The 23085-nt window shown below is 70.5% G+C and carries 20 protein-coding genes; 7 read left to right on the top strand and 13 right to left on the bottom strand.

Annotation, left to right across the window (positions count from 1 at the left end; translation table 11 throughout):
* Positions 1 to 154 precede the first annotated feature (154 nt).
* Positions 155 to 811, top strand: a complete 657-nt coding sequence (locus GWK25_RS34850; RefSeq protein ID WP_215455495.1) for a DsbA family protein — start codon at positions 155 to 157, stop codon at positions 809 to 811.
* 256 nt (positions 812 to 1067) lie between these two features.
* On the opposite strand, the gene GWK25_RS34845 is transcribed toward GWK25_RS34850, so the two are convergent.
* The 9 genes from GWK25_RS34845 to GWK25_RS34805 form a co-directional block, all read right to left on the bottom strand.
* On the bottom strand, positions 1068 to 1286 hold the full coding sequence (locus GWK25_RS34845) for a hypothetical protein (RefSeq protein ID WP_184898903.1): 219 nt from the start codon (positions 1284 to 1286) through the stop codon (positions 1068 to 1070).
* 230 nt (positions 1287 to 1516) lie between these two features.
* Entirely contained in the window at positions 1517 to 2158 is a 642-nt protein-coding gene (locus tag GWK25_RS34840) for a superoxide dismutase (protein WP_215455494.1), read from the bottom strand.
* Positions 2159 to 2306: 148 nt separating this feature from the next.
* The gene (locus GWK25_RS34835) at positions 2307 to 3692 is read right to left on the bottom strand and encodes an amino acid permease (RefSeq protein WP_215455493.1); all 1386 of its coding nucleotides are present in this window, start codon (positions 3690 to 3692) and stop codon (positions 2307 to 2309) included.
* Between the two features lie 128 nt (positions 3693 to 3820).
* Entirely contained in the window at positions 3821 to 4735 is a 915-nt protein-coding gene (locus tag GWK25_RS34830; protein WP_374200708.1) for a TauD/TfdA dioxygenase family protein, read from the bottom strand.
* A 27-nt stretch (positions 4736 to 4762) separates the two neighbouring features.
* Positions 4763 to 6121, bottom strand: coding sequence for an LLM class flavin-dependent oxidoreductase (locus tag GWK25_RS34825; protein ID WP_215455491.1), 1359 nt, complete (start codon positions 6119 to 6121; stop codon positions 4763 to 4765).
* On the bottom strand, positions 6118 to 6894 hold the full coding sequence (locus tag GWK25_RS34820) for an ABC transporter ATP-binding protein (protein ID WP_251829178.1): 777 nt from the start codon (positions 6892 to 6894) through the stop codon (positions 6118 to 6120). Before GWK25_RS34820 ends, GWK25_RS34825 begins: the two co-directional genes overlap by 4 nt.
* On the bottom strand, positions 6870 to 7841 hold the full coding sequence (locus GWK25_RS34815) for an ABC transporter permease (protein WP_215455490.1): 972 nt from the start codon (positions 7839 to 7841) through the stop codon (positions 6870 to 6872). Before GWK25_RS34815 ends, GWK25_RS34820 begins: the two co-directional genes overlap by 25 nt.
* Positions 7838 to 8902, bottom strand: coding sequence for an ABC transporter substrate-binding protein (locus GWK25_RS34810; RefSeq protein WP_215455489.1), 1065 nt, complete (start codon positions 8900 to 8902; stop codon positions 7838 to 7840). The genes GWK25_RS34815 and GWK25_RS34810 overlap by 4 nt, the downstream gene beginning before the upstream one ends.
* A 249-nt stretch (positions 8903 to 9151) precedes the next feature.
* Positions 9152 to 10450 (bottom strand): ROK family protein, encoded by a 1299-nt coding sequence (locus tag GWK25_RS34805; RefSeq protein ID WP_215455488.1) that lies wholly within the window; start codon positions 10448 to 10450, stop codon positions 9152 to 9154.
* 458 nt (positions 10451 to 10908) lie between these two features.
* On the opposite strand from GWK25_RS34805, the gene GWK25_RS34800 reads away from it, so the two are divergent.
* The gene (locus GWK25_RS34800; RefSeq protein WP_215455487.1) at positions 10909 to 11493 is read left to right on the top strand and encodes a biotin transporter BioY; all 585 of its coding nucleotides are present in this window, start codon (positions 10909 to 10911) and stop codon (positions 11491 to 11493) included.
* Positions 11494 to 11644: 151 nt separating this feature from the next.
* Here the strand turns inward: GWK25_RS34800 and GWK25_RS34795 are convergent, their stop codons facing one another.
* A complete protein-coding gene (locus tag GWK25_RS34795; protein ID WP_215455486.1) occupies positions 11645 to 12448 on the bottom strand; it encodes a cell wall protein in 804 nt (267 codons plus the stop codon).
* A 105-nt stretch (positions 12449 to 12553) separates the two neighbouring features.
* Here GWK25_RS34795 and GWK25_RS34790 point away from each other — a divergent pair, with 105 nt between their 5' ends.
* Entirely contained in the window at positions 12554 to 14716 is a 2163-nt protein-coding gene (locus GWK25_RS34790) for a serine/threonine-protein kinase (RefSeq protein ID WP_215455485.1), read from the top strand.
* 117 nt (positions 14717 to 14833) lie between these two features.
* Here GWK25_RS34790 and GWK25_RS34785 read toward each other — a convergent pair whose 3' ends face one another.
* Entirely contained in the window at positions 14834 to 16300 is a 1467-nt protein-coding gene (locus GWK25_RS34785; protein ID WP_215455484.1) for an amino acid permease, read from the bottom strand.
* A gap of 278 nt (positions 16301 to 16578) precedes the next feature.
* On the opposite strand from GWK25_RS34785, the gene GWK25_RS34780 reads away from it, so the two are divergent.
* Positions 16579 to 17064 carry a ribose-5-phosphate isomerase gene (locus GWK25_RS34780; RefSeq protein ID WP_215455483.1) on the top strand — a complete coding sequence of 162 codons (486 nt, stop codon included), beginning with the start codon at positions 16579 to 16581 and terminating at the stop codon, positions 17062 to 17064.
* A gap of 288 nt (positions 17065 to 17352) precedes the next feature.
* Complete coding sequence (locus GWK25_RS34775; RefSeq protein ID WP_215455482.1) at positions 17353 to 18195, top strand: Fpg/Nei family DNA glycosylase; 843 nt, start codon at positions 17353 to 17355, stop codon at positions 18193 to 18195.
* 25 nt (positions 18196 to 18220) lie between these two features.
* Here GWK25_RS34775 and GWK25_RS34770 read toward each other — a convergent pair whose 3' ends face one another.
* On the bottom strand, positions 18221 to 19468 hold the full coding sequence (locus GWK25_RS34770; RefSeq protein ID WP_215455481.1) for a GNAT family N-acetyltransferase: 1248 nt from the start codon (positions 19466 to 19468) through the stop codon (positions 18221 to 18223).
* Positions 19469 to 19692: 224 nt separating this feature from the next.
* Here GWK25_RS34770 and GWK25_RS34765 point away from each other — a divergent pair, with 224 nt between their 5' ends.
* Both GWK25_RS34765 and GWK25_RS34760 read left to right on the top strand, forming a co-directional pair.
* The gene (locus GWK25_RS34765) at positions 19693 to 20865 is read left to right on the top strand and encodes a PP2C family protein-serine/threonine phosphatase (protein ID WP_215455480.1); all 1173 of its coding nucleotides are present in this window, start codon (positions 19693 to 19695) and stop codon (positions 20863 to 20865) included.
* 482 nt (positions 20866 to 21347) lie between these two features.
* Positions 21348 to 21824 (top strand): HD domain-containing protein, encoded by a 477-nt coding sequence (locus GWK25_RS34760; protein ID WP_215455479.1) that lies wholly within the window; start codon positions 21348 to 21350, stop codon positions 21822 to 21824.
* A gap of 45 nt (positions 21825 to 21869) precedes the next feature.
* Here GWK25_RS34760 and GWK25_RS34755 read toward each other — a convergent pair whose 3' ends face one another.
* Complete coding sequence (locus tag GWK25_RS34755; protein ID WP_215455478.1) at positions 21870 to 23072, bottom strand: acyltransferase family protein; 1203 nt, start codon at positions 23070 to 23072, stop codon at positions 21870 to 21872.
* Positions 23073 to 23085 lie beyond the last annotated feature (13 nt).

The following is a 23085-nucleotide window of genomic DNA, read 5'->3' as shown; positions in this document are numbered from 1 at the left end:
GGCGGCACTCCCTCGGGGTGGTGTTCAGTATGCGGACAGCCCGATCCTGCCATGCACCGCGGGAATGGCCGGGGCGGTCCTCGGTGTTGCCGGGTTTGTTGCCCGGTAAACCGAGCCCGCACGACTCCGCTTCGTATCCCTTTCGAGGAGAACCATGTCCGAGCAGACCTCCGGCAAGACCCCTGTCGACTTCTGGTTCGATCCGCTGTGCCCCTGGGCCTGGATGACCTCGCGCTGGGTTCTGGAGGTGGAGCAGGTCCGGGACATCGAGGTCCGCTGGCACGTGATGAGCCTCGCGGTCCTCAACGAGCCCAAGATCGACGAGCTGCCCGAGGAGTACCGCGAGCTGCTGGCCACCAAGGCCTGGGGCCCGGTGCGGATCGTCATAGCCGCCCGGCAGGAGCACGGCCCCGAGATCCTCGGCGACCTCTACACCGCGCTCGGCACCCGGATCCACAACCAGGGCGAGGGCCCCGAGAAGGAGACGGTCGCCGCCGCGCTGAAGGACGTCGGCCTGCCCGAGTCCCTGATGGACCACTGGGACGACACCCCGTACGAGGCCGAGCTGCGCGCCTCCCACAAGGAAGGCATCGACAAGGTCGGCCAGGACGTCGGCACCCCCGTGATCGCCGTCCCCGGCGCCGACGGCGAGCAGATCGCCTTCTTCGGCCCGGTCGTCACCCCCGCCCCGAAGGGCGAGGAGGCCGCCCGGCTCTGGGACGGCACCCTCCTCGTCGCGTCGGTCCCCGGCTTCTACGAGATCAAGCGCACCCGCACCAAGGGCCCGGACTTCAGCAACTTGGTTTCCTAGGGCTCGGTTCGCCTCCGGGGCGCTGGTGCCTGTGTCGAGAGGCCGATCGTGCTCGGCCCACCTCATTTCTTGAGGCTCGGTTCGCCTCCGGGGCGCTGGTGCCCGTGTCGAGAGGCCGATCGTGCTCGGCCCTCCTTCGTCGGGCCTGCGCGCGTTCGGCCTCTCGACACAGGCGCGCCCCTTCGGCTCACTCGCCGTAGGTGACCGTCGGCTCACTCGCCCGTCGGTGGCCGGCGGTCGTCGCACGGGGAAAAGCTCACCGGAAGGACTCGGGGAGGGTCAGGCCCTCGCTCTGCCTGCCGTACGGCTGGACGAAGAGGCAGCGGCCCTTCTCTCCGCGGTTGCCGCAGCGCCACCAGCCGGCCGGGTTCTTGCCCAGGGACTCCAGGTACTGCCGTACCTCCTTGTCCGCCTTGTAGAACGGCAGGGGCTTACCGCCGCCGCACGGTGGGCAGTGCTTGTAGCTCGTGTCCACGCGACCTCCCGTCGGTCCGGTCCGCCGGATCGGGAATCCGGCCGGAAACGGGAGCATAGGGCGAAAAATGAGGAAGCGGTCAGACCGGAATGCGTCCCGCCGTGGCGTGTTCCGGCGGCCCGGAGAACGAGAACCCCCGCGAGTCACGTCCTCGCGGGGGTTCTCCCTTTTCCCGCCTGCCCGGTGAAGGTTGAGAAGACGATCACGAGCAGGACGTCTCGGCCACCGGCTCAGGGGGCCAGCAGCAGCACATCCGCGCGGGATCGGGCCGCCGCGTAACGGCGGGCCACGTCCTGCCAGTTCACGACCGCCCACATGGCGTCGATGAAGTCGACCTTCTGGTTCTTGTACTGCAGGTAGAAGGCGTGCTCCCAGGCGTCGAAGACCAGGATCGGGGTCGAGCCCTGGCCGACGTTGCCCTGGTGGTCGTAGACCTGCTCGACGACCAGCCGCCCGCTCAGCGGCTCGTACGCAAGGACGCCCCAGCCCGAGCCCTGGGTGGTGGCGGCGGCCTTGGTCAACTGGGCCTTGAAGCCCGCGAAGGAGCCGAAGGACTCGGCGATGGCGTCCGCCAGCTCACCGACGCCGTCCTTCTCCAAGGGCTCGCCGCCGCCGTCGCCGGTCATGTTCTGCCAGTAGATCGAGTGCAGGATGTGGCCGGAGAGGTGGAAGGCCAGGTTCTTCTCCAGGCCGTTGATCGCCCCCCAGCTCTCCTTGTCCCGCGCCTCGGCCAGCTGCTCCAGGGTGTCGTTGGCTCCCTTGACGTACGCCGCGTGGTGCTTGTCGTGGTGCAGCTCGATGATCTCGGGGCTGATCACGGGTGCCAGTGCCGCGTAGTCGTACGGCAGTTCAGGAAGCGTGTAGACGGGCATGGGGGTCCCCTCCGACCTCTTATTGCAAAGTACTTGCAAGTGCACGCTAGCAGCAAGAGACTGTGGGGGTGTGCCCGGGCACGCCAAAGGGCCCTCGCGCGGACCGACCGTCCGTCCTCCGCGCGAGGGCCCTGAAGTGCGAGCGGGATCAGCGCTCGGCGCGCACCCGCTGCCGGGCGTACCCGATCGCCGCCAGGATCAGAGTCATCCCGCCGGTCCAGTACAACTGCGTCCGCGTCCCCGGCTCCCGGGCCATGAGGACGAACACGGCGGCCATCCCCGCGAGCGCCACCCAGGTCAGCCACGGGAACGCCCACATCCGCACGACCAGCCGCTCCGGGGCCTCCCGCTCGATACGGCGGCGCAGGAGCAACTGGGAGACGGCGATGAGGATCCAGACGACGAGGACGACCGCCCCGATCATGTTCAGCAGCCACGGGAAGACGTCGTCGGGGCGCCAGTAGCTGAGCAGGACGCAGAGGAAGCCGAAGACGCTGGAGGCCAGGACCGCGACCCGGGGGACCCCGCCCGACACCCGGCCGATCGCCTTCGGGCCCTGCCCGCGCGCCACCAGGGAGTACGCGATCCGGGACGAGCCGTAGATGTTGGCGTTCATCGCGCTCAGCAGGGCCACCAGCACGACCACGTTCATCACCTGACCGGCGCCGGGGATCCCCAGGTGGTCGAGGGCGGCGACGTACGGGCCCTTCTCCACGACCTCCTCGGAGTCCCACGGGACGAGGGTGACGATGACCGCCATGGAGCCGATGTAGAAGAGGGCGATGCGCCACATCGCCGTACGGACCGCCGTGGCCACGCCCTTCACCGGGTCCTCGGACTCGGCCGCCGCGATCGTCACGGTCTCCAGACCGCCGTACGCGAAGATCGACGCCAGCAGGCCGATGACCAGACCGTCCGTGCCGCCCGGCAGCAGGCCGCCCTCGCCGGTGAGGTTGGTGAGGCCGGGCGCGTCGGTGCCGGGCAGGACACCGGCGACGGCCAGCACGCCCAGCACCAGGAACAGGGAGATCGCGCCGACCTTCAGCGCGGCGAACCAGAACTCGAACTCGCCGAAGTTCTTCACGGCGGCCAGATTGGTGCCCAGGAACACCAGCATGAACAGTGCCACCCAGGCCCACTCTGGCGTCCCGGGCAGCCACCCCGTCACGATCTTCGCGGCGCCGATGCCCTCCAGGCCCACGGCCGTGCAGAGCAGCACCCAGAACGACCAGCCGGCCGTGAAGCCCGCCCACGGACCGATGGCGCGTTCGGCGTGCGCGGAGAAGGAACCCGAGGAGGGATACGCGGCGGACATCTCGCCGAGCATCCGCATCACCAGCATGACGAGGAGCCCGGAGAGCGCGTACGCGAGGACGATCGAGGGACCGGCGGCGGCGATGCCCGCCCCCGACCCGACGAAGAGACCCGCGCCGATCACACCGCCGAGGGCGATCATCGACAGGTGACGCTGCTTGAGGCCGTGGGACAGGGACGCGTCGGACTCTTGTGGAGCCTTGACGGAGGTGCTGGGCATGGGCGCGGTTCGTCCAATGCGTGAGACGGCAAAAACGCCGACAGTCTGGACAGCCCCTCCAGGCGCGTGGAGGGGCCGTCCGCTATCCGGACGCGACCGTCACGGATCGTGACTCCGCCGCTACGCGACTACGCGGCTACGGCGACCCCCTCCCGGGCGGCGACGGACGTGTAGTGCGAGGCGTCCCCCTCGATCGAGTAGCTCTCCTTGCCCTCGACACCCACCGGGACGTCACCGGCGACGGTCACCCGGTGCAGCCGGCGCGGCAGACCGTCGTAGTTGTCGACGGCGTAGTGCTGGGTGATGCGGTTGTCGAAGACGACCAGCTGGTTCTCCGACCAGCGGTGGCGCAGCACGTTCTCCGGCCGGGTCACATACGACTGGAGCAGGTCCAGGACCTTGCGGGACTCGCCGAGCGACAGGCCCACGATCCGCTGCGCGAACCCGCCGATGAACAGGCCCCGTTCACCGGTCAGCGGGTGCACCCGCACCACCGGGTGGGCCGTGCGGTACTTGATCGAGGTGAACTGGGCGCGCTGCGCCGCCTTCTCCGCGTCGATCTCCTCGTCCGGCACCGCGTAGTCGTAGTCGTTGGTGTGTTCGGCCCACAGACCGTCGGCCAGCCGTCGCAGCGGCTCGGGCAGGTCCCGGTAGGCCGCCGCCGCGTTCGCGATCAGCGTCTCGCCGCCGTACGGCGGGATCGTGATGCTGCGCAGGGTGGTGGCCTGCGGCGGGTTGAGGACGAACGTGACGTCGGTGTGCCAGTGGTTGGCGCGTCCTCGCTCGCTGTCCACGGGCAGGACGTTCGCGGCGCCCGCGACGGCCGACACCGTCGGGTGGGCGGTGGTGATGTCACCGAAGTGGCGCACGAAGGCCTGATGGCCGTGGTCGTCGAGGTGCACGTCGTCGAACACGAGCGCCTTGTGGACGTTGAGCGCCGCACGCAGCGCGGCGACCGTCTCCTCGCCGAGGGGCTGGGAGACGTCCACGCCGGAGACCCGGGCGCCGATGTTCCCGGTGACCTTCTGGATGTCGATGTCGATGCTCATGGCGTTGGTTCCTTTCGCGGATCAGACGAGGGCGGGTGCGGGTGCGGATTCAGGTGTGCCGACGTGCTGGTTGGCGGGGCGGGGCAGGCCGTAGCGGTCCCGTAGGGTCCGGCGTGGGCCGTACTCCGTCCGCAGCAGACCGCGGGCGCGCAGGATCGGGACGACGTGCTCGACGAAGGCGTCGAGGCCGGACGGCAGCACCGCGGGCATGATGTTGAAGCCGTCGGCGGCACCCTGCGTGAACCAGCTCTCGATCGTGTCGGCGACCTGCTCGGGCGTCCCGGCGAAGGTGAGGTGCCCGCGCCCGCCGCCCAGCCGCCCGATCAGCTCCCGTACGGTGAGCCGGTCGCGCCGGGCCAGCTCGACGACGAGCGTGTAGCGGCTCCTGGCCCCCTCGATCGCGCTCTCCGGCGGCAGATCGGCGGGCAGCGGCGCGTCCAGCTCCAGGGAACCGGCGGGCAGTTGCAGCAGCCGTTCCAGATTGCCCACCCCGTGCGTGTACACGATGTGGTCCTCCAGGACCCGCTCGGCAGCCCGCGCCTCGGCCTCCGTCGACCCGAGGACGGGGACGATTCCGGGCAGCACCTTGATGCGCTCGGGGTCCCGGCCGGCGGCGGCCGTACGGGACTTGAGGTCGGCGTAGAAGGCCTGCGCGTCCTCGATCGTCTGCTGGGCGGTGAACACGGCCTCCGCGTACCGCGCGGCGAACTCCTTGCCGTCCTCGCTGGACCCGGCCTGCACCAGCAGCGGATACCCCTGCGGTGAGCGCGGCACGTTGAGCGGCCCTTCGACACTGAAGTACGTGCCCTTGTGCCGGGGCGGATGGATCTTCGTGTCGTCGCCCCAGACGCCGGTCTCCTTGTCGGCGACGATCGCGTCGTCCTCCCAGCTGTCCCAGAGCTTCAGGGCCACGTCGAGGAACTCGGCCGCCCGGGCGTACCGCCGGGCGTGCGCGGGCTCGGCCTCCAGACCGAAGTTGCGGGCGGCCTCGGCACCGGCGGTGGTGACGATGTTCCAGCCGGCCCGGCCGCCGCTGAGGATGTCGAGCGAGGCGAACTTGCGGGCGAGGTTGTACGGGGAGTTGTAGGAGGTGGAGGCGGTGGCGATCAGACCGATGTGCTCGGTGGCCGTCGCCAGCGCGGTCAGCAGGGTCAGCGGCTCCAGGGCGCCCGCCGGACGCTGGCCCACGCTGCCCCACAACTGCGGCCCGTCGGCCAGGAACAGCGAGTCGAACGTGCCGCGCTCCGCGATCCGGGCCAGCCGCACGTAGTGGTCCAGCTCGACGTGCGCGAACGGGTCGGACTCGGGCAGCCGCCACGAGGCCTCGTGGTGCCCGGTGTTCATCAGGAAGGCGTTGAGATGGAGCTGTCTTGACGTCATTGGTGGTCCTCTCTCACACCGAGCGCGGCCAGCAGCCGCTCGCGGTACTCGCCCAGCAGGGGGTCCCGGTACGAGCGCGGGTGCGGGCGGTCGATGGTCAGGTCCAGGCCGATGCGGCCCTCTTCGAGCACGAGCACCCGGTCGGCGAGCACGATCGCCTCGTCCACGTCGTGCGTGACGAGCAGGACGGACGGGCGGTGGCGTTCCCACAGCTGCCGGAGCAGGGTGTGCATCTTGATCCGGGTGAGCGCGTCCAGGGCGCCGAACGGCTCGTCGGCCAGCAGGAGTTCGGGTTCGCGGACCAGCGAGCGGGCCAGCGCCGCGCGCTGGGCCTCACCGCCGGACAGCTCGTTCGGCCAGGCACGCTCGCGGCCTTTCAGGCCCACCTCGGCGAGCGCCTCACGGCCCCGGCCGACGGCCTCCTTGCCCTCCGTGCCGAGCAGTACGTTGTCCAGCACCCGCCGCCAGGGCAGCAGCCGGGAGTCCTGGAAGACGACGGACACCCTGGCCGGGGCGGTGAGCCGACCACTGCCCGCCACCTCGTGGTCCAGCCCGGCGACCGCCCGCAGCAGCGTGCTCTTGCCGGAGCCGCTGTGCCCGAGCAGGGCGACGAACTGCCCGGCGGGGATGTCCAGGTCGACACCGTCGAGGACCTTGCGCCCGTCGAAGGACCTGGTCAGGTCCCGGAGCTGGACGGCGGGGCGGTCGACGGTGGCCGTGGCCGTCGGCGATTCGGGGCCCGCGGGCGTCAGCTGCTCAGTGTGCGTCGCCATGACAGCACCCTCCGTTCGATGAGACGGACCGCGCTGTCGGAGGCCAGGCCGAAGATTCCGTAGACGGCCAGGCCGACGAGGATGACGTCGCTCTGGCCGTAGTTCGTGGCCTGGAACATCATGTAGCCGAGTCCGTTGGTGGCATTGATCTGCTCCAGGACGACCAGGCCCAGCCAGGAGCCGGTCACCCCGAGCCGCAGACCCACGAAGAAGCCGGGCAGCGCGCCGGGGATGACGATCTGCCGGACGAACTGGAACCTCGACAGGCCCTGCACCTCGGCGAGTTCGACGAAACGGCTGTCGATCCCGGCCAGCGCGGCATGGGTGTTGAGGTAGATCGGGATGTAGACGACGATGGCGATGATCGCGATCTTGAAGGTCTCGCCGATGCCCAGCCAGAGGATGAACAGCGGGATCAGACCCAGCGTCGGGATCGCCCGGTTGAGCTGCACGGTTCCGTCGATCAGCGCCTCGCCGGTCCGGCTGAGTCCGGAGGCCAGGGCGAGCAGGACACCGGCGGTCAGCCCGATCGAGAATCCGTACCCGGCCCGCTGCAACGAGGTGACGATGTCCGTCGGAAGCGTCCCGTCGGTCCACAGCCGGACCCCGGTCTCCAGCACGGTCCAGGGCGCCGGGATCGCCGCCGGGTCGAGCTGGCCGGCGGCGGAGGCCACGGCCCAGAGGGCGAGGACCAGCGCCGGCCCGACCAGCCGGGAGGCGGGCAGCCGCTTGCCGGGGGAGAGCCGACGACGCCTGCGGACCGGGACGACCTCCTCCCCGGCCGTGCCGGAGCCGGACGCGAGGACGTCGGAGCGGGGCGTGTCGACCGTGGTCGCGCTCGCCGCGGTGGCCGCGTCTTCCGTGGTGGCCGTGCCCTCCGTGGTGGCCGCGCCTGCCGTGGTGGCCGCGCCTGCCGTGGTGGCCGCGCCCGTGGTCACGGCGCTCACTTCCGGTACTCCGCGGGCACGGCCTTCGCGGCGATCCCCTCGAACCGCCGGTCGAAGAGCGTGCCGACGTCGAACTTCTTCACGAAGCCGCCCTCGGCCAGCAGATCGGCGGTCTCCTGCTCCCACTTGATCGCCTCGTCCCAACTCGACGGGAAAAGCGGCTTGTTGGCGAGCTCGCTGATCGACTCGGCCTGGGCGGTCGTCAGGTTCTGGGTCTTCACGTAGAACTCCTCGTTCCAGATGTCCGGGTTCTCGTACTGCCAGACCGCGCCCTTCGCCCAGAACGGGATGTACGCGGCGACGGCGGCGGCCTTCGCGGAGTCGGCCAGCACGGAGGCCGGCGCCCACAGCAGGCTGAGCAGGTCCACCACATCCGTGGGGATCGTGCGGGCGCCCTTGGACTCGTACTGCTGGAGATAGGCGGGCGCCTGCTGGTTGGCGAGCGGCGCGACGTCCACCTGGCCCGACTGGAGGGCCGTCAGGAACTGGTTGCTGGTCAGCGGAACCAGCTCGGCCTCGTCGTAGGCGAGTCCCGCCTCCTTCAACGCCCGCAGGAGGACGACACCCTGCGCCTGCCCCTGGGAGAAGGCGAGCTTCTTGCCCCGGAAATCCTTGACGGAGGTGATGTCGCTGCCGGGCTTGGTGGCGAAGAGATAGTTCGGTTTCCGGGTGATGTTGATGGCGACGATCTTCGCGTCGTATCCCTGGAAATGCGCCTGGATCGGCGGGATCCCCGCATTGTTGGCGACGTCCAGCGACCCTGACCGGAAAGCGTTGATGACATCGGGGCCGGCGCCGATGTTCGCCCAACTGCTCACCCGGAAAGGCAGATCGTCGAGTTTCGCGAGCTTGAGCTGCAACTCCTGTTGATTCTGGAACGAGGAGATCTTCAGGCTCGTACCCGTGGGGACCTTGGTGGGCAGTGGCGCGTCGGCCGCCGTGCGGGCGGTCGCCGCGCTGCTGTCGGCGCAGCCGCTGAGCCCGGCCGCCGCGGCTGTGACGCCGAGCAGAGAGGTGAGGAAGAGTCGCCGGTCGAAACCGGACGCGGCGGAAGAAGGCATGGAGAACCCCCAGAGGGAAACGGTGGGACCGCGCACGGAAGCGCGCATGGAGGACCCGCGGAAGCGGACGAGAAAAGCAGGGAACCGCGGAAGTGAATTCACGCAGGAAGAAGTGCCGCGTAGGCCGGGGCGCGGTGGGCACCCCGGGACGTCATCGTGTCAGCAACAGAAGGTGCGACAACTCGTGAGCAGCATGAATACGATGTTCCCGGTCTTGGACAAGGCCTGTCAACATTCGGACTTTCTGAATTAACCGATCCCGGCCGAGGCGTGCGCCAGACGCTCCACGGACCCCATCGGATCCCGGAACAGCACGTCCAGGGCCACCGCCCCGCCCGCCGTGGCCAGCACGGAGTCGGGGAAGCTCGTCGGCCTCACGGCCGCCGCCCGGCCCGCCCCGACCGCCTCGTGCAACGCGGCGAGACAGTCCGCCCGGCCGATCACCCCGATCTCGGTGACGACCACGGTCTCCGGGTTCAGCACGTCGAGCAGCAACTCCGCCGCCCGCCCCACCATCCGGGCCCGCTCCACCAGCAGCCGTACGGCCGTCGCGTCGCCGTCCGCCGCGGCGGCCAGCACCCGCATCGGGTTCGCCCCCTCGACGACCCCCGCCTCCCGGGCCCGCCGGCACAGGGTCAGTTCGCTCAACTCGACCTGGAGGCAGCCGACCCGCCCGCAGTCGCAGGGCTCGGTGCCCCCGGGCAACGGCAGATGCGCGACCGAACCGGCCTGCGAGCGCGGCCCGTGGTGCACCTCGTCGTTGGTGGCGAACGCCGCGTCGACCATGTTGCCGACGAACAGGTGCAGCACGCTCCGGCTGCCCCGCGCCCGCCCGAACAGCTGCTCGGCGGCCACCAACGCCCGCGCGTGCCCGTCCACATGGACCGGCAGGCCGGTGAGGCCGCCGAGCACCTCCCGCACCGGCACCTCGCGCCAGCCGAGCAGCGGATGCTCGACGACGGTCCCGCTCTCGCGGTCCACCCGGCCGCCTGCCGCGAAACCGACGGCCAGGGGTCGGCAGCCCGGCATCTTCTCCAGCAGGGCCCGGAGTTCGTCGGCCGCCCTCGCAAGGACCGGTCCGGGCTCGGTGGACGCGTGCTTGGACCGCCGCTCCACGAGCACCCGTCCGCGCAGATCGAGCAGGGCGACCGTCGTGTACGGAACGGCCACATGCACCCCGCCCACCACGAACCGCGAGTCGTCCAGGTCCAGGGGCACATGCGGACGGCCCGCCCCCTTGGAGCGCCGGGGAGGTTCGGCCTCACGGATGAGACCGAGCCCGGTGAAGCGGGCGCAGTAGTCGGTCACCGAGGCCGGCGACAGCCCGGTCACCCGGGCGATGACGCTGCGTGCGACGGGGCCGTGCTCCAGCACGGACCGCAGGACCACGCTGGCACTGGTCCGCCGCCGGTCGCTGTCGGCGGCACGCGGTACGGCGGACCCGGCGGCGGAGGGGGCCGACGGGGGAGCGGCCCGAAGGGCAGCCGGAGAAGCGGAAGTTGGGGGAGGGGGAGCGTGAGGGGTGGGTGCTGTCGCGGCACGCGGCATGGCGATCATCCTCGGGAACGGGTCCGACACTGCGCCTCGGAGGGCGAGGCGTGCCGGAGCCGCCTCACCCGGGTCGGCGACAGGTGGCCGCGCCCACGCGTCGCAGGTCGACGTAGCGACGCGACGAGAAGTACCGGGCCTGGGCAACCATGCGTCCGAAGCTAGCAAACCGGCCCACCGCTGCCCAGACGGCGACCGACGGGCGAGACGGCACCTGTCCACCCCGTCGACCCGATTGGCGAAACCCTACAGATGTGAGTCGATGCCCCGTCAGGCCCCAAGTGGTTCCACCTCAGTGACCGGTGTCACGCCGTACCGGGTGTAACCAGCATCCTTTGTTCGAAGTCAACCAAGCCGTCGTTCATGCCTTTGTCGAGCGCTGATGATGTCCGGCCCGAGTCGGCTGGGATAGCGTCACCGTGTCCCCGCCCCCGTCACCCGCCGGAGTGAGCCCGAACATGAGCACCGCCGTCGCCACGACAGCCCGCCCCGGCGAGGTCCTCGCCGACCGTCTGCCCTTCACCGGCGCCCGCGCCCGCGACATCGCGCTCGTGGTGGGCGGTGCCGCGCTGACCGGCCTCGCCGCCCAGATCGCGGTGCCCGTGCCGGGTTCGCCGGTCCCGGTCACCGGCCAGACCTTCGCGGCCCTGCTCGTCGGCACCACCCTCGGCGCGGGCCGGGGTGTCGCCGCCCTCGCCCTGTACGCGCTGGCCGGCCTGGCCGGCGTGCCGTGGTTCGCCAACGGCACGTCCGGCGTCGGCGTCTCCTTCGGCTACATCCTCGGAATGGTCCTGGCGGTCGCCGCCGTGGGCGCCCTGGCCCGTCGGGGCGGCGACCGCTCCACGCTGCGGATGGCCGGCACGATGCTCGTGGGCGAGGCGATCATCTACGCCGTCGGCGTCCCGTACCTCGCGGCCGCCGCCGGCATCAGCCTCTCGTCCGCCGTCGCGCTCGGCCTCACCCCCTTCCTGATCGGCGACGCTCTCAAGGTCGCACTGGCCATGGGGCTGCTGCCGACGGCGTGGAAGCTGCTCAAGAAGTGACGCGGGTGACGCCCCGCCACTGAGCGGGCGTCGCCCCCGAAGAGGCTCGCCGGGTCGTCCACCGACCGCACCACGGCGAGCCTCTCCGGCGTTCATGCGAGCCCGTCACGTGTGTTCATGCGTGCGCGCTTCCCACGTTCGGGCCCCCGGGTCAGGACTCCTGTCGGGCCCGCCGCTGGTTCCACCACAGGCCTGCCGCACCGGCGGAGACGAGCGCGGCGCCGGCCAGGCCCAGCGGCAGGACCCGGTCGGCCGGACCGGTCTGCGGCAGCTCGTCCGGCTTGTCGTCCTTCCCGCCGCCACCGCTACCGCCATCGCTGCCCCCGTCGCCGTCGCCGTCGCCGTCACCGTCGCCGCCTCCGCCGCCGGGGGTGACGGGACTGTTGTCGGTGCCGAGGAGCAGCGGGGTCGCGGGCTCGTTCGGTGCCTGGTTGGTCGTGCCGAACGGGACAGGCCCCTGCTGCCAGTACGTCTTCGAACCGTCGGCGTTCTGCACCGGCAGACAGATCTTGCCCTGCTTGCTCAGGTCGTACGTGGCGTCGATCGCATAGGTCTTCGACTTTCCGGCCGCCAGATCGTCGATCGTGCACGCGAAACCACTGTTCGCGCCGTCGGGAAGATCCCCCTCCGGAATTGCCGAACAACCCTTCACGTTTTTGACCGTCATGCCGTCGAAACCGACCACGAGCAATCGGATTTTGCCGCTGGCCTTGCTGCCCTCGTTCTTCACGACGCCGGTGATATCGGTTTCCCCGGACTTGTTGTCGACCTTGATCTCCTTGGACAGCAGCGTCGAGAGCTTCACGTCCGCCGGTGCCGCGTCCACGGTCTTTCCGCCATGATTGCTCAATCCCCCCTCGTCGTCCGCCGAGGCCGTGAAGCCGAGAATCATCACCGCCGTGAACGACGCGGTGAGCAGCGATCCGGCGATGGCAGTCTTACGATGAGAACTCATGTTCCATCCCCCTTGCGTCCCCCTGGCCGTGCCTGAATTCACGGCCTATGAAGAGGTACCACAAAATTTCCCAGCACTATGCTGGTGCGGCACGAAGTGTGACCAATGCGCGACGATGTGGTTCATCTGTGGCGTGTGCGGTCGGTTGGGAAAGCGTTGCCGAAGGGGGGCATGGGGGTGCCGGAAATAACGCGGGGCGGTGTTCCGGGTCTTGTCGTGGCCGACCGTTATCGGCTGGTCGAATGCATCGGCCAAGGCGGAATGGGTCGGGTCTGGCGGGCCGGCGACGAAATACTCGACCGGCAGGTCGCCGTCAAGGAAATGCGTATCGACGGTCAGGACCCGGAGGACAGCCGCACCCGACGCGAGCGGACCCTGCGCGAGGCCAGGGCCACGGCCCGGATCGACCACCCCAACGTCGTACGCGTCTACGACGTCGTCGACGCCGGCGAGCGGCTCTGGATCGTCATGGAACTGGTCGACGGCCGCTCCCTGGAACGGTTGTTGGCGGAGGACGGCCCCTTGGACGCGCACGACACGGCCCGGATCGGCCTCGAACTGGTCGACGCGCTGGGCCAGGTGCACGCCCAGGGCGTCCTGCACCGCGACATCAAACCGGCCAACGTCCTGATCAGGCGTACGGGCATCCACCGGGCCGTCCTCACCGACTTCGGTATCGCCGCCATCCAGAACGCCGAGGCCCTCACCATGGCCGGCATGCTCGTCGGCTCCCCCGACTACATGGCCCCCGAGCGGATCTCCGGCCGCCCCCAGGGCCCGCCCTCCGACCTCTGGTCCCTCGGCGCCACGCTCTGCGCGGCCCTCGGCGGCCGTTCCCCCTTCTCGCGCTCCACCACTCTCGCCACCCTCCACGCCGTCCTCTACGAGGAGCCCGAACTCCCCGCCGCCGCGGGCTCCCTCCAACACCTCCTGGCCGCCCTCCTCGACAAGGACCCCGAGGCCCGGCCGGCCCTGCCCCACCTCATCGAGGCACTACGCGCCGCCACCACACCCCCGGCGGCCGCCCCACAGGCGGCAAGGGGGCCGACCGAACCCGTTCCGCCGGAGTCGACGGAAGCCCGGCCCACCGGCGAGCCGAGCGAACCGGGCCAGGGGGACCCTGGAGCCGGCCTCGATCAGCCGACCGCGAGCCCTCCGACGCCGATGCCGATGCCGGAGCCGGAGGAGAGGCCGGGGCCACCGGACGGAAACGGGCGACCGCCGACCGGCCCCGCCCCGGAAGCGGAGGCGGAGGCGACGCCCCCTTCTCCCGCACGACACCCCGCTCCCGCACCCCACCCGACTCCACCAGCACACCGCACCCCCACGGTCCGTTCCACCCCGGAACCCGACCGAGCCACCACGCCCGTCCTCCGCCGCACCCCTCCCTCCACCTCTTCTTCCCCTCCCGCGTCTCACCCTCCGGCAGACCCCCGCCTCCCCGACCCCGACCCCGATCCGGCGCCCGAGCACTCCACCCACAGCGACCTGCCGACCAGGCCCCGGACCACCTCGACGCCCCCTCCCGCAGCCCACCCCACGCCAACGCCCACTCCCACCCCCATGCCGCCAGGCGAACTGCCCGGCCCGCCCGTGCCGTCCCGGCGTACGGAGCCGGACGGTCCCACGGGCCCCGAGGGCCGCCGGCGGCGCAACCGCCGTATCGGCCTCGTCGCGGCCGCCGCCGTGGCCGTGACCGCCGCCGTGGCCGCGGTCCTCGTACCGGCGGTGAACGGCTCGCCCGACGACAAGGGCGGCAAGGACGACAAGGCGTCGTCGACGACGGCCTCGCCCTCCGGCTCCTCCCCGTCCCCCACCGTCGCCGGCACGTCCCGGCCACCGAAGCTGCCGCCGGGCGCCCGTACGGAGGCAGGTGTGTTCGCCTGGGTCCCGCCCGACGGCTTCTCCCGGGAGGTGCACGCCGGCGCGGAGGTGCACTACACCTCGCCGGACGCCCGGCAGGAGATCGTCGGCAAGGCCTCGCTCGCGCGCGGTGACCTGCTGGAGCAGTGGCGGAAGAAGGAGAAGAGCACCAGCGAGGGGCCGGGATACCAGCGGATCCGCCTGGAGGAGACAGAGTTCCGTGGCAGGCCCGCCGTCGTGTGGGAGTACACCGTCACCGCCCAGGAACTGCCCTGGCACGTCCGCTCCCTCGGCTTCAACACCGGCGGCAAGTCCTACCAGCTGACCACCTGGTACCACCCCGACATCGAGGACCGCGCCCTCCCGGTCTACGAGAAGGTCGAGGAGAGCTTCACCCCGCTGTAGGCCTCATGCGGGCCGCATACGGGCCGCATGAGGGCCTCGTGGAGGCCCTGGGCATAGAAGAAGAGGCCCGGCGGAGGAAGAACCACCACCGGACCCCTCATCCGACCTACGAGTCGGTCAGCGCACGGTGTCGGACACCTTGTCGGCGGACTCGGCGGCGGGCTTCCCGCCACCGACCTTCTCCTTCACGAGCGCGATGGCGACGACGACCGCCGCGACCAGCAGCGACAGCAACAGGATCTCGCGGTTGCCGTGTTCGGTGTCGGTGAGCATGTAGCCGAGGACGAAGAGGATCAGTCCGATGGTGGCCCACGTCAGATACGGGTACAGCCACATCTTCACGACGAGCTTCTCCGGCGTCTCCCGCTCGATGATCCGCCGCATCCGCAGCTGGGAGAAGCAGATGACGAGCCACACGAACAGGGCGACCGCACCGGAGGAGTTGACCAGGAAGAGGAAGACGCCCTCGGGGAAGAAGTAGTTGAAGACGACGGCGACGAACCCGAAGACCACCGAGGACAGGATGGCCGCCATCGGCACACCCCGCGTGTTCGTACGGCCGAACGCGCGCGGCGCGTCCCCGCGCGTCCCCAGCGAGAACGCCATCCGCGACGCGGTGTAGAGACCGGAGTTGAGACAGGACAGCACCGAGGTCAGCACGATGAAGTTCATGATCTGCCCGGCGTGCGCGATGCCGAGGGAGTCCAGGGCGGCCACGTAGGAGCCCTTCTCCTTGATCGACGGGTCGTTCCACGGCAGCAGGGCCACCACGACGAAGATCGAGCCGAGGTAGAAGACGCCGATCCGCCAGATGATGCTGTTGGTGGACTTGGTCACCGCCTTCTGCGGGTTCTCCGTCTCCCCGGCGGCCAGGGTGGCGATCTCGCTGCCCATGAAGGAGAAGACGACCAGCAGCACACCGATGAGGATGGCGCCCGCGCCATTGGGCAGGAAGCCGCCGTGGTCGGTGAGGTTGGCCAGCCCGGCCTTCTCGGAGTCGACGCCCGGCAGCACCCCGAAGACCGCCAGTCCGCCCACCACGATGAACGCGGCGATCGCGACGACCTTGATCCCGGCGAACCAGAACTCGAACTCACCGTAGGAGCCGACCGACACCAGGTTCGTGGCGGTCAGCACGATCATCACGATCAGCGCCCAGCCCCACTGGGGTACGGCCGGGATCCAGCCCTCCAGGATCACCGCACCCGCGGTCGCCTCGACCGCGAGCACGACGACCCAGAAGAACCAGTACAGCCAGCCGATCGAGAACCCGGCCCAGCGCCCGAGCGCGCGGTCGGCGTGGGCGGAGAACGAACCCGAGGTCGGGTTGGCGGCGGACATCTCACCGAGCATCCGCATCACCAGCACCACCATCGTGCCGACGAGCGCGTACGACAGCAGGATGCCGGGGCCGGCCGTGGCGATGCCGGAACTGGACCCGACGAACAGACCGGCGCCGATCACACCACCGATGGCGATCATCGACAGATGCCGGTTCTTGAGGCCCGCGTGCAGACCGGGGGAGGGGGGAGAGGAAGAGCCTGGGGTGTCTGCCTGGTCCGGCAGGGTCGGCTGGGAGGTCATGGGGGGAGGTTTCCTTTGCGCCGTTGTGGGGACTTCCGTGCGTCTGCCCAAGGACCCCCCGATCGACTCTCGTCAGAGCGGGAGACGAGAGTGCACAGCTGGGGGCCGGATGGGCCGGCTGTAAAGATCGGTCCAGTGAATCGGAGGTGAAAGGAATCCTGAACCTTTGAATCCAGATCGTTACTTGAGGTTTACTTGAGGTTCCGTGGTTCAGCTCACAGTTTCCTGGTTCCGCACCCCGTCGTGCCGCGCCGAAACACGCGTGTCACACTCGGACCATGCGCGTCTACCTCGGCTCGGATCACGCCGGATACGAACTCAAGAACCACCTCGTCGAGTGGCTGAAGGCCGCCGGCCACGAGCCCGTCGACTGTGGGCCCCACATCTACGACGCCCAGGACGACTACCCGCCGTTCTGCCTCCGCGCGGCGGAGCGCACGGCCGCGGACCCCGAGTCCCTCGGCGTCGTCATCGGCGGCTCGGGCAACGGCGAGCAGATCGCCGCGAACAAGGTGGCCGGCGTCCGCGCGGCCCTCGCGTGGAGCGCCGAGACGGCCGCGCTGGGCCGTGAGCACAACAACGCGAACGTCGTCGCCGTCGGCGCCCGGATGCACTCCGAGGAGGACGCGACCAAGTTCGTCGAGACCTTCCTCAACACGCCGTTCTCCGGTGACGAGCGTCACATCCGCCGCATCGACATGCTGGCGACATACGAGACGACAGGCGACCTCCCGCCGATCCCGCCGCACCACCCCCAGGCGTAGTCACCGACCTCGCAGACCCCGTCGGCCGCGCGGCCGACGGGGCTGTCAATGGTGAAGCCGACGAGGCTGTCGGCGGTGAAGCCGACGGGGCTGTGGGCTGAGAAGCAGGGGGCGCAGCCCCTGCTTCTCAGGGGCGCGGGGAACTGCGCGAGCAACCCCCACCCACCCGCACCCGACAACGCACCCGACAACGCACCCGACAACGCACCCGACAACGCACCCGACAACGCACCCGACAACGCACCCCCAACCTCCCCCCACCCACCCTGCCGAACCCCGGAGGACAACGTGCCGGAGGGGCACACCATCCACCGCCTCGCCGAAGACTGCCGCACCCACTTCGCCCCCGAAGGCGTCGGCGACGGCGTCGGCCGGAACGTCCACGTCACCAGCCCCCAGGGCAAGTTCGCCGACGCCGCAGCCCTCCTCACCGGCACCCCCCTCCACGCGGCCGAGGCCCACGGCAAGCACCTCTTCCTGCACTTCGGCGACGCGGCCGCCGAGGAACGCGTCCACATCCACCTCGGCCTCTTCGGCAAGGTCACCTTCGGCCCGGCCCCCGCGCCCCCGCCCACGGACACCGTCCGCCTCCGGCTGCGCAACGACACGTCGTACATGGACCTCCGGGGCCCCACCACCTGCGCCCTCATCACGGACGCCGAGAAGCAGGCCGTGCACGCCCGCCTCGGCCCGGACCCGCTCCGCCCCGACGCCGACCAGGCCCGCGCGTACGCCCGGATCTCCCGCAGCCGGACGACGATCGCCGCGCTCCTCCTGGACCAGAAGGTGATCGCGGGCGTCGGCAACGTCTACCGCGCGGAAGTCCTCTTCCGGCACGGCATCGACCCGTACCGCGCGGGCAGGGACATCACCCCGGCGGAGTGGGACGCGATCTGGGCCGACCTCGTCGCTCTGATGCGCGAGGGCGTACGCCACAACCGCATCGACACGGTCCGCCCCGAGCACCTCCCGGAGGCGATGGGCCGTCCGCCGCGCGTCGACGACCACGGGGGTGAGGTGTACGTGTACCGCAGGGCGACCCTGCCCTGTCACATCTGCGGCGGCGAGATCCGCACCGCCGATCTCGCCGCCCGCAACCTCTTCTGGTGCCCGTCCTGCCAACACCGCTGATACCGGACGCTGTTGCCCCGGCCCCCTAGAACCCGTGCGGGAGCCAGGGTGCGAGCCCCGAGGACAGGAAGCCGGTGGACGCCTCCGCCAGCGCCCCCTCCCGCAGTTCCCGCACCCGCCCGGCCGCGCCCAGCGAGGCCAGGCTCACACCGCCCAGATAGGCCGCCCCCAACTCCCGTACGGAGAGGGAGAGATCGGCGGCGTCGGCGGTCCGCTCGCAGGTCGCTCCCTTGGCGTCGCCGGTGAGCCGCCAACGCCCCTCGTTCCAGGGGCAGAAGGCGTCCTCGACCTCGAACACGACGTCCAGCGGCGCCTGATAGGTCCGCGCCCGCAGCGCGGCACCGACGTCCACGAGCCGCACGTACAGATCGTCCTTGACCCGCAGCCCGCACCGGCGGACGTCCGACACCAGGTGCAGCACCGGCTCGTCCACCGGCAGCCGGTGGGCCACCACGCACCGCGTCAGGTCGATGTCGAAGAGGAACCGCCACAACGCGGCCCGCGCGGCGGGGTCCACGGCCTCCAGCGAACTCACCTGGACGACCCCCTCCGGCCCGGCGTGCCCCCAGTCGGACTTGATCCGGAAACGGGCGTACCCCACGACCCCGGAACCGGCCCCCTCACCCGCCCGCTCGGCCACCACGCACTGCAACGGCGAGGCACCTTCCCGGTGGCGCTCCGTGTCGAGCAGGTCCACGCGCTCCCAGCCGGGCCGCCGCTCCATCATCCCCGGCCGCTCCGGCACCAGACGGGCGTACACCTCCTCGCACACGTCGAGCACCTCGGCCGCGTCCGCGTACCGCAGTCGTACGTCGTCGGTGCCGGGCGGCACGGACAGCCGTACCCGGGTGGTGTCGATGTCGGCGGTGATCCGATGTGTGGCCTGGCCGTACCCGAAGCGGCCGTAGATCACCGGCTCGGACGCGGTCAGCACGGCCAGCGGCTCGCCCCAGGAGCGGATGTCGTCCAACTGCCGCCGCATCATGGACGTCAGCACCCCGCGCCGCCGGTGCGTGGCCGCGACGCCGACCATCGTGACGCCCGCCGTCGGGACGACCGCGCCCCCGGGCACCGTCATCCGGAAGTCGAACGCCCCGGCCGTGCCCACGCATTGGTCGCCGTCCCACACACCGATCGAGCGGTCGTACGGGGTGAGCGCCTTCCACAACTCCCGTTCCTCGACGGGTTCGGGAGCGCCGCCGAAGGCGCGGACGAGGTTGTCGTACCAGACGTTCCAGTCTTCCTTGCGCAGCGCCCGCAGCTCAGTCGTCATACGCCATGCCTAGCAGGGCGATCCGGTACGAGCGAACGAATTTGCCCGCGCGTCGCCGTTCGACGTGGGATCCTTCCCAGGTGCCGCACGGAGGGCGCACGGGGGCCGATGAACGCGTTCCGGTGTGAGTTCTGTGTGAGATTCGTCGTGAACCGGCCCTCGGAAGGGGGACAAGTAGGACCTCCTGTGCACAGGGGCTGGTCCGATGGATAAGGTCCCGAACAATGGCAGCAGGACGAGAGCGGCGCGCGGCGGCCGATACGCTCACGGCCCGGATGAAGAAGCTGGTTCACCGGGCCCGCACCGGCGTGCGCAAATCTGCCGTCGACTACTTCCGCGGGGACGGCTCCGACTGGATCGCCCTGGCCGGTCTGCTGCTGATGATCCCGCTGATCGCCTGCTTCACGATGATCAACGAGGTGTGGTTCTCACCCGCCGCCCTCGTCCTCCCCATCGTCGCCGGCGGTCTGCTGCTCCGGCCCGCCAGCCTCCTCGGCCTCTACGCCGCCGCCGCGACCGCCCTCATCGTGGAGTCCGTCAAGCTCGGCCCGTACACCGACGGTCCGGCCCGGGTGACGCCCGGCATAGTGCTCGTGGTCGCCGCCTGCGGTTTCTTCGGTCTGCTCATCGCCCAGTTCCGCAGCCGCGTCGGCGTCCCCTGGCGGCGCGGCGGCACCATGCTCTTCGACCTGCGCGAACGCATCCGGGTGCAGAGCAAGCTGCCGCAGCTGCCGTCCGGTTGGCACCGCGAGATGGCACTGCGCCCCGCGGGCGGCCAGTCGTTCTCGGGCGACTTCGTCGTGGCCGCCCGGACGAACGGCGGCCGCACCCTGGAAGTCGTCCTCACCGACGTCTCCGGCAAGGGCATGGACGCGGGCTCCCGAGCCCTGCTCCTCTCCGGCGCCTTCGGCGGTCTGCTGGGATCGCTCCCACCGCACGCGTTCCTCCCGGCGGCCAACGGCTACCTCCTGCGCCAGGACTGGGACGAGGGCTTCGCGACCTCCATCCACCTCGTCCTCGACCTCGACTCCGGCGACTACGAACTCTTCTCCGCCGGCCACCCGCCGGGCCTCCAGCTCAGCGCCGGCACCGGCCGCTGGGAGGAGAAGGCCGCCGAGGGCCCCCTCCTCGGCGTCTACGACGGCGCCCAGTTCGACCCCGTCAAGGGCTCCCTGCGCCCCGGCGACGTCCTGATGCTCTTCACCGACGGCCTCGTCGAGACGTCCGACCGCGACATCGTCGAAGGCATCGACCGCCTCACGGGCGAGGCCGACCGCTACGTCGCCGGCGGCTTCCACGGCGCGGCCTGGCACCTGATCGAAGCGGTCGCCAAGGACGTCAACGACGACCGAGCCCTCCTGCTGATCTGCCGAGAAGCCCCCACCCCGACGAGGTAGCCCCGCTTCGACCACCGCACATCGCCCCACAGGGATCTCGCCGTCACCAACCGTCGCAGGCGCGGAGCCGGCGGTTTGAACGTGCTCGATGGGCACGGACGCGGGGGCTTGGGCGTGGTCGATCAGCGCGAGCGCGGAGGCGAGGGTTTGAGCGTGCTTGATGGACGCGGAGGCGGGAGCTTGAGCGTGGTCGATCGGCGCGGGCGCGAGGGTTGGACCTTCGCCGATCGGCCCGCGGGGACCCCCGCGCCCTTCAGGGGCGCGGGGAACCGCGCGAGCAACCACGACGAACCCGCACCCGACAACCCATCCCTCCCCACCCAAATCTCACCCACCCACCCGGCCCCGTCCCCCGCCCCCGAACCCTCACGCCCCCAGGGGGCCGAAGGGGCACAGCCCCTGGAGGACGGGACGAGTAGGGGCGGCGGGGTCGACCCCAAGACCGCAACCGACGAACCCGCGAACCCGCAAAGGAGCCCCCGATGCCCCCGACCCACCTCACCCTCCCCGAAGTGGAGACCCTCGCCCGCACCGCCCACGCCACCCAGACCGACAAGGCAGGCCACCCCTACACCGAGCACCTCCAAGCGGTCGCCCACGGCGTAGCCACCCACGGCGGCGACCCCGACCAGATCGCCGCAGCCTGGCTGCACGACGCCATCGAGGACCACGCCCTCACCGAGGAATGGCTGACCACCGCCCCCCTGACCCCCCGCACGAAGGCCATCATCCGGGCCCTCACCAAGCACCCCGGCGAATCCCCGGAGGCCTACGCCGCCCGCATCCTCACCACCCCCGGCGCCCTCCTGGTCAAACAGTCCGACCTGGCGCACAACGCGAACCCCGCCCGCTTGGCAGCCCTCGACGCCCCCACCCGAACCCGTCTGACCGCCAAGTACGCCCACATGCGAAACCTCCTCGGCCTGCCGGACGAACCGACGGCCGAGGAGGCGACGTGACGCACCCGGCGAAAGCGGGCATGAAGGCGAGACGGCCGGCGGAAGCTAGACCTTGGCCCCGGCCTTCCCGCGCTCCCGAGCCAACTCGGCGGCGTCCCTCTTGAACGCCCACTCCATCTTCGGCTCCATGGCGAACCGGAACATCCGCTGCACCGGCGGCGTGCACAGCACGGTGATGACGGCCGCGGCGAAGACCGTGACCAACAGCTCGCCGAGCGGCTGGTACACCCACGCGTTGGCGTCGTACCAGTCCCAGAAGCGCGAGCCCTTCGCGAGGAACCCGTGCAGCAGGTAGCCGTAGAGCGTGCCCGCGCCCAGCACGGTGAACCACATCTTCCGCCGGGGCACCCAGGCGAAGAAGCAGGTGGTGAGCACCATGGAGCAGCCGAAGAGCGCGAAGGTCATGACGACCCCGGCCCACCACGGCGCACCCAGCTCCTGTGCGCTGTCCCGGTGATAGAACCACGCCGAGTTCATGTGCGGGCCCACCCAGTACGCCATCGCCAGCGCGGAGGCCGCCACCGGTACGGACAGGATCCGCACCTCACGGCGCCGCATGAACTGGAAGTGCGCGGGCTTCATGAAGAGACCGACGACGAAGAAGGGCAGGAACTGCAGGACGCGTTGCAGGTCCAGGTCGTCGCCGATGTCGGGCGAGACGGAGGCGAGCGCCCCGATGCCGAGCGCCACCGGGATCGGCCAGCGCACCACCTTCCACAGCGGGGTCGTCAGCCGCCACACGAACAGCGCGATCAGGAACCAGGTGAGGTACCACGGGTCGAGCAGGCTGATCGGGTGCGAGGGGTCGTCGTTGCCGTACCGCTTGAAGAAGGAGTACGCGATCTCGAAGAGGACGTACGGCACGGCGATGCCGGTGATCAGCCGGCGTAGCCGGTCGGGGCGCATGTCGAAACTGCGCGAGAAGTAGCCGGAGATGATGATGAAGGCCGGCATGTGGAACGTGTACACGAACATGTACAGCGCCTCGGCGGCGCGGCTGTGATCGGTCAGCGGCTCCCACGCGTGCCCCATCGCGACGAGCACGATGGCGAGGTACTTCGCGTTGTCGAAGAACGCGTCACGCTGTTTGGCCGGTCTGGCCTCCGGGGAGGCGCCACCCGGCAGCGGGTGAGGGGACGAGGACTTGAGCGAGCGCGGACTCGGCACTCCGTCGGCCGGCGACTGTGGTGACTGTGCCGGCGGGAGCGGCGCCCTGGACCGGTCGTGCGGTCGCAGCGAGTTCGTCACAGACCCTCCCGCC

The sequence above is a fragment of the Streptomyces sp. ATCC 21386 genome (assembly GCF_018728545.1).
GTDB lineage: Bacteria > Actinomycetota > Actinomycetes > Streptomycetales > Streptomycetaceae > Streptomyces.
The sequence above is the reverse complement of the archived record's forward strand: the minus strand, read 5'-3'. Positions and strand labels throughout refer to the sequence as shown.

Bases quoted from the DNA above. Each gene is read 5' to 3' on its own strand.
- GWK25_RS34850 (WP_215455495.1), top strand. From the start codon at position 155: ATGTCCGAGCAGACCTCCGGCAAGACCCCTGTCGACTTCTGGTTCGAT.
- GWK25_RS34840 (WP_215455494.1), bottom strand. From the start codon at position 2,158: ATGCCCGTCTACACGCTTCCTGAACTGCCGTACGACTACGCGGCACTG.
- GWK25_RS34835 (WP_215455493.1), bottom strand. From the start codon at position 3,692: ATGCCCAGCACCTCCGTCAAGGCTCCACAAGAGTCCGACGCGTCCCTG.
- GWK25_RS34825 (WP_215455491.1), bottom strand. From the start codon at position 6,121: ATGACGTCAAGACAGCTCCATCTCAACGCCTTCCTGATGAACACCGGG.
- GWK25_RS34820 (WP_251829178.1), bottom strand. From the start codon at position 6,894: ATGGCGACGCACACTGAGCAGCTGACGCCCGCGGGCCCCGAATCGCCG.
- GWK25_RS34810 (WP_215455489.1), bottom strand. From the start codon at position 8,902: ATGCCTTCTTCCGCCGCGTCCGGTTTCGACCGGCGACTCTTCCTCACC.
- GWK25_RS34805 (WP_215455488.1), bottom strand. From the start codon at position 10,450: ATGCCGCGTGCCGCGACAGCACCCACCCCTCACGCTCCCCCTCCCCCA.
- GWK25_RS34800 (WP_215455487.1), top strand. From the start codon at position 10,909: ATGAGCACCGCCGTCGCCACGACAGCCCGCCCCGGCGAGGTCCTCGCC.
- GWK25_RS34795 (WP_215455486.1), bottom strand. From the start codon at position 12,448: ATGAGTTCTCATCGTAAGACTGCCATCGCCGGATCGCTGCTCACCGCG.
- GWK25_RS34790 (WP_215455485.1), top strand. From the start codon at position 12,554: ATGCGCGACGATGTGGTTCATCTGTGGCGTGTGCGGTCGGTTGGGAAA.
- GWK25_RS34785 (WP_215455484.1), bottom strand. From the start codon at position 16,300: ATGACCTCCCAGCCGACCCTGCCGGACCAGGCAGACACCCCAGGCTCT.
- GWK25_RS34780 (WP_215455483.1), top strand. From the start codon at position 16,579: ATGCGCGTCTACCTCGGCTCGGATCACGCCGGATACGAACTCAAGAAC.
- GWK25_RS34770 (WP_215455481.1), bottom strand. From the start codon at position 19,468: ATGACGACTGAGCTGCGGGCGCTGCGCAAGGAAGACTGGAACGTCTGG.
- GWK25_RS34765 (WP_215455480.1), top strand. From the start codon at position 19,693: ATGGCAGCAGGACGAGAGCGGCGCGCGGCGGCCGATACGCTCACGGCC.
- GWK25_RS34760 (WP_215455479.1), top strand. From the start codon at position 21,348: ATGCCCCCGACCCACCTCACCCTCCCCGAAGTGGAGACCCTCGCCCGC.